7 protein-coding genes are annotated in these 5,384 nt (G+C 63.0%); 6 read left to right on the top strand and 1 reads right to left on the bottom strand.

Annotated elements, in window-relative coordinates:
- The 4 genes from EN984_RS21480 to EN984_RS21495 form a co-directional block, all read left to right on the top strand.
- A partial coding sequence (locus EN984_RS21480; RefSeq protein WP_206517453.1) for a phosphoribosylformylglycinamidine synthase subunit PurQ occupies positions 1-355 on the top strand: 355 nt, incomplete at its 5' end.
- A gap of 84 nt (positions 356-439) precedes the next feature.
- A complete protein-coding gene (locus EN984_RS21485; RefSeq protein WP_127269905.1) occupies positions 440-1,105 on the top strand; it encodes a glutathione S-transferase family protein in 666 nt (221 codons plus the stop codon).
- Entirely contained in the window at positions 1,102-1,509 is a 408-nt protein-coding gene (locus EN984_RS21490; RefSeq protein ID WP_127269907.1) for a hypothetical protein, read from the top strand. The genes EN984_RS21485 and EN984_RS21490 overlap by 4 nt, the downstream gene beginning before the upstream one ends.
- Before the next feature lie 3 nt (positions 1,510-1,512).
- Entirely contained in the window at positions 1,513-2,154 is a 642-nt protein-coding gene (locus EN984_RS21495) for a Pr6Pr family membrane protein (RefSeq protein WP_127269909.1), read from the top strand.
- Between the two features lie 3 nt (positions 2,155-2,157).
- On the opposite strand, the gene EN984_RS21500 is transcribed toward EN984_RS21495, so the two are convergent.
- The gene (locus tag EN984_RS21500) at positions 2,158-2,409 is read right to left on the bottom strand and encodes a DUF1127 domain-containing protein (protein WP_027036978.1); all 252 of its coding nucleotides are present in this window, start codon (positions 2,407-2,409) and stop codon (positions 2,158-2,160) included.
- A gap of 93 nt (positions 2,410-2,502) precedes the next feature.
- On the opposite strand from EN984_RS21500, the gene EN984_RS21505 reads away from it, so the two are divergent.
- Together EN984_RS21505 and purL are read left to right on the top strand one after the other, a co-directional pair.
- A complete protein-coding gene (locus tag EN984_RS21505; RefSeq protein WP_127269911.1) occupies positions 2,503-3,912 on the top strand; it encodes a PLP-dependent aminotransferase family protein in 1,410 nt (469 codons plus the stop codon).
- A gap of 119 nt (positions 3,913-4,031) precedes the next feature.
- Positions 4,032-5,384: phosphoribosylformylglycinamidine synthase subunit PurL (gene purL / locus EN984_RS21510; RefSeq protein WP_127383936.1), on the top strand; the 1,353-nt coding region annotated here is incomplete at its 3' end.

Here is a 5,384-nt window from a genome sequence, read left to right on the forward strand (position 1 = left end):
CACCTCGCTGAAATTCGTCTGCCGGCAGGTGAAGCTCGAGATCACCAATGCCAACACCATGTTCACGCGCCGCTATCAGCCGGGCCAGATCATCCGCTCGCCGGTCGCGCATCATGACGGCAATTATTTCGCCGACGCCGACACGCTTGCCCGTATCGAAGGCGAAGGCCAGGTGGTGTTCCGCTATGCCGAGGGCACCAACCCCAACGGCTCGATCAACGACATTGCCGGCATCGTCAACAGCCAAGGCAATGTGCTCGGGCTGATGCCGCATCCGGAAAACCTGATCGAAGCAGCCCATGGCGGCACCGATGGCCGCGGACTGTTCGAGAGCGCCCTCGGCATCGCAGCCTGACGATATCGAAGCGAACAGCTTGAAAACAGCCGGACATTCCTGTCTCTTTGGAGCAAGTCTGGTTCATTGGGGAGAGAGACGGTCATGAAACTCTATTCGCGGCCGTTGTCGCCCTACTCGTCGATCGTGCGGGCACTGGCCTACATCAAGGACGTACCACTCAAGATCATCGCGCCGCCGCCCGGTTTTCCCATCCCGGAAGAGTTTCGCGCCATCTCACCGATGAACCGGATTCCGGTGCTGATCACCGGCTCGGGCGAGACGATCGTCGAATCGGTGGTCATCGCCGAATATCTCGAGGAACGGTTTCCGGAGCCGGCGCTGCTGCCGCCCGATTCCAAGGACCGGGCACTGGTGCGCATGTTCGCCCGCATCACCGATCTCGATGTGCTGACCCCGACGATGAAGCTTTTCGAGCTCCATTTCGTGCCGAAGCGCAACAATGCCGAGATCGACGCCCAGTTTGCCCGCCTGCATCACGGGCTGGCGGCAATCGAGGCGCGCATGGCGCAGGGCCCATTCGCGCTCGGCGACGACATCAGCTTCGCCGATGCCTGGCTGACGCCGACACGGTTCATCTTCAACAATTTCCGCGCCATGACGGGACGCCACGACCTGCTCGACGCCTATCCCAAATTCGACGCCTACCAGCAGATCGCCTCGCAACACCCGGCATTGTCGCGGGTGTGGGGCGAGATGACCGATGGTTTGAAGATTTTTCTGTCCGAGCTTGAGATGGGTGCCGCTTGATCAGACGCAAGACGATCGCGCTGGTCGCCGCGGCGGGCTTTGTGCTGGCGTCCTGCCAGTCGACGCCAAAGAGCACGCCTGTTCCCTCAGGCAAAAGTGCTGCGCTGCTGGTCATGGAGCAAGTGGCGATCGCTGCCCACAAATGCTGGATCGCCAGCAAGGACCCGGCCTTCAAACCGTACCAGATGGCCAATGAGCTGAATTCGTTCAGCGGCACGCCGCGTTTCCTGCTGGTGCCGGCCAAGCACTATGGCGGCAAACCTTTGCTGGTCGTGCAGGCGCAAGGCAATTCTAGCCGCGTCGACGTCTTCGGACCGCTGATGAACGATCCGCTCGGCGCCCGCATCGGCTCCGACATTGCGCGCTGGCAGGCCGGCAATCCGGCCTGCGCCGCGACGGCCTAGCCCATGGGCCGGTTCCTGCAGATTGTGGGACTGGTCGTCGGTCTCGCCGGGCTCATCCTGCAGTTCTGCATCAGCATTCCGGCGTCGATGGAAGCCGGCCGCAGCCTGCTCGGCTCCATCATTTTCGTCTCCAGCTTCTTCACCATCCTGACCAACATCGGCGCGGTGCTGGTGTACACGTCGCTGCTGTCACCCACCTTCTATGCCTGGCTGCCGGCCTTTGCAGGCGCGCGGATGCGGGCCGGCGTTGCGGTTTCGATCGCGCTGGTGTTCATCGTCTATGCCACGGTTCTGGCACGGCTCTGGCAGCCGCAGGGCCTGTTCCTGCTCTGCGACGTCCTGCTGCATTATGTGACGCCGGTGCTGTTCGTGCTGTGGTGGCTGATCGCAGGCGCTGACGGCAGGACGCGCTGGAGCGACATTTCCTGGTGGGTGATCTATCCCATCGCTTATCTGGTCTATGCGCTGGTGCGGGCGCCGTTTGCCGGCGAGGTGCCCTACCCTTTCCTGGACATCGCCAGGAACGGCGCGACCAGCGTCGTCATCTCAGCCGCAGCCATCACCGGACTTTTCCTCGTGCTGTGCGTGGTCGCCGTCCTTGCGGACCATGCCGGCGCACGCACCAGGGCATCAAAACTCGGTTAGCTATCAGTCCCAGAACGGCCTGATGCCCTCGCGGTGAGCATCGCAGCGTGTGACGCCGATATCCTTGAGCTGATCATCGGTCATTTCCAGCAGCGCCAGCCGGCTGCGGCGGCGCTCCAACAGATGGTCGATCCATCTCGCCAGCGATCTGACCAGACGCACCAGACGGCTGACAAAGCCGCTCCGGTCTGATGGACGTGTCGATTGGCCAGATAAACCGGCTCTCGAGTGACGGATTGTAGCGATTGTATCCATTATCTTTCTACCAGAATTCCAAATTGTACCCTTTTTGGCACGCAATCGATATGGATTGACTCATGTGTAGGTGCAATATAGAAACTTGTCACCATGACAAATTGGCTCCCCGATTTCACTGCCGGCTCCGGCCCGCTGTATCAGCGGCTGGCGGATTCCATCGAGACGGACATCGATCGGGGGGTGATCGATGCCGGCGCAAAGCTGCCGCCGCAACGCGACCTCGCCTACGACATCGGCACCACCGTCGGCACGGTCGGCCGGGCCTATCAATTGCTGCGCGAGCGTGGGCTGGTGAGCGGCGAAGTCGGGCGTGGAACCTATGTGCTCGGCCAGCGCGCGAAGCCGGATTTTCCGGCTCCGGACGTCGGCGGCGAAGGCACGCGCTATATCGATGCGCCTAAGGGCAAGCTGCGTTTCGACAGCACCGCAGCACCTGATATCGGCCAGGGCGACATTGTCGCCGGTGTCCTGTCGCGCACGGCGCAGGACCATCCGCATGAGATTTCGAGCTACACGCGGGACTTCCCCGACCGATGGTACGAAGCCGGCGCCCGCTGGTTGGCGCGCAATTCGTTTCGTCCGAGTGCCGACACCATCGTTCCCACGCTCGGCACCCATGCGGCGGTGATGGCGGCGATCGCGGCGCTCACCATGCCTGGCGACTATATTGCCTTCGAGCACCTCACCTACTCGCAGATTTCCCGCAGCGCCGGCCTGATCGGCAGGCGCACCGCGCTGGTGGCATCGGACGAGGAAGGCATCGATCCGCAGGATTTCGAGCGCGTCTGCGCGCAAAAGCATCCCAAGATGATCTTCCTGATGCCGACGGCGCAGAATCCGACGCTGGCCACCTTGTCGGCGGCGCGCCGCGAGGCGATCGCCCATGTCGCACGCGAATACAACGTCGTCCTCATCGAGGACGATCTCTATGGCAATCTGACCGATGATCCGACACCATTGCTGGCCGAGTATGCGCCTGAACGCACCATCGTCGCGGGCGGCCTGTCGAAGTCGGTCGCAGCCGGTGTGCGCGGCGGCTGGCTTTCCTGCCCGCCCGCCTACCGCCACCGCATCCGTGTCGCCCACAAGATGATGACCGGCGGCATGCCCTTCCTGCTGGCGGAGGTGAATACAAGGCTGGTGCTGTCAGGTCAGGCGGATGAGATACGCAAGCGCAGCATCGCCGAAATCGGCGCCCGCATCGCCATCGTGCGCGAGACTTTGGCCGGCTTCGCGTTCAAGTCGCATGACAGGGTGCCCTTTGTCTGGCTGACCCTGCCCGACCCCTGGCTTTCCGGCACCTTCAAGAACGCCTGCCTGGAGCACGGCGTGCTGATCGACGACGAGGACGAATTCAAGGCCGGCCGTTCCGAGCAGGTTTTCCATGGTGTCCGCTTTGGCGTTTCGCAGCCGAGACAGCGCGGGGATATCGCTGAAGGCGTCGCGGCGATCCGGCGACTTCTCGATGAAGGCCGCGCCGGCTACGACAGCTTCTCCTGACACTGCGTGGCTTTGTCCGGTTTTCCGTCGTTTTTCGTCAATCCATGGGTGTATCGGTCGCAAGGCTTGCGATAAGACGGGACTCAAAATCCCAACGTCCCGGATATAAATCGCCGCCCATGACCATTTCCAATTCCGTGCCGATCACCCCCGAGCTCATTGCCTCACACGGGCTCAAGCCCGACGAGTATCAGCGCATCCTCGATCTTGTCGGGCGCGAGCCGAGCTTCACCGAACTCGGCATCTTCTCGGCGATGTGGAATGAGCACTGCTCCTACAAATCCTCGAAGAAATGGTTGCGCACGCTGCCGACCACCGGACCTCAGGTCATCCAGGGGCCGGGCGAGAATGCCGGCGTGGTCGACATCGGCGACGGCGACTGCGTCGTCTTCAAGATGGAGAGCCACAACCACCCGTCCTATATCGAGCCCTACCAGGGCGCGGCGACCGGCGTCGGCGGCATATTGCGCGACGTCTTCACCATGGGCGCCCGGCCGATCGCGGCGATGAATGCGCTGCGCTTCGGCTCGCCTGACCATCCCAAGACCCGGCACCTCGTTTCAGGCGTGGTTTCCGGCGTCGGCGGCTATGGCAACGCCTTCGGCGTGCCGACAGTCGGCGGCGAGGTCAATTTCGACGCCCGCTACAATGGCAACATCCTGGTCAACGCCTTCGCGGCGGGCCTTGCCAAGACCGATGCGATCTTCCTGTCGGAAGCCAAGGGTGTCGGCCTGCCGGTCGTCTATCTCGGCGCCAAGACCGGCCGCGACGGTGTCGGCGGCGCCACCATGGCCTCGGCCGAATTCGACGACAAGATCGATGAGAAGCGCCCGACAGTGCAGGTCGGCGATCCCTTCACCGAAAAGTGCCTGCTGGAAGCCAGCCTCGAACTGATGGCCTCGGGCGCCGTCATCGCCATCCAGGACATGGGTGCCGCCGGCCTCACCTGCTCGGCGGTCGAAATGGGCGCCAAGGGCGACCTCGGCATCGAGCTCTATCTCGACAAGGTGCCGGTGCGCGAAGAGCGCATGAGCGCCTACGAGATGATGCTGTCGGAAAGCCAGGAGCGCATGCTGATGGTGCTGCGCCCGGAAAAGGAAAAGGAAGCCGAGGCGATCTTCCACAAATGGGGGCTCGACTTCGCCATCGTCGGCAAGACCACCGACGATCTGCGCTTCCGCGTGCTGCACCAGGGGGATCAGGTCGCCGATCTGCCGATCAAGGATCTCGGCGACAAGGCTCCGGAATATGACCGGCCGTGGGTCGAGCCGAAAAAGCCGGCGCCGCTGGCCGCCAATGACATTCCGCAAGCCGACGTTGCCGACGCGCTGCTGAAGCTGCTCGGCGGGCCCGACCTGTCTTCGCGCCGCTGGGTCTGGGAGCAGTATGACACGTTGATCCAGGGCAATTCGCTGCAGCTTCCAGGCGGCGATGCCGGCGTGGTCCGGGTCGAAGGCCATGCGACCAAGGCG

The organism is Mesorhizobium sp. M7A.F.Ca.CA.004.12.1.1 (genome assembly GCF_003997835.1).
Taxonomy (GTDB): Bacteria; Pseudomonadota; Alphaproteobacteria; order Rhizobiales; family Rhizobiaceae; genus Mesorhizobium.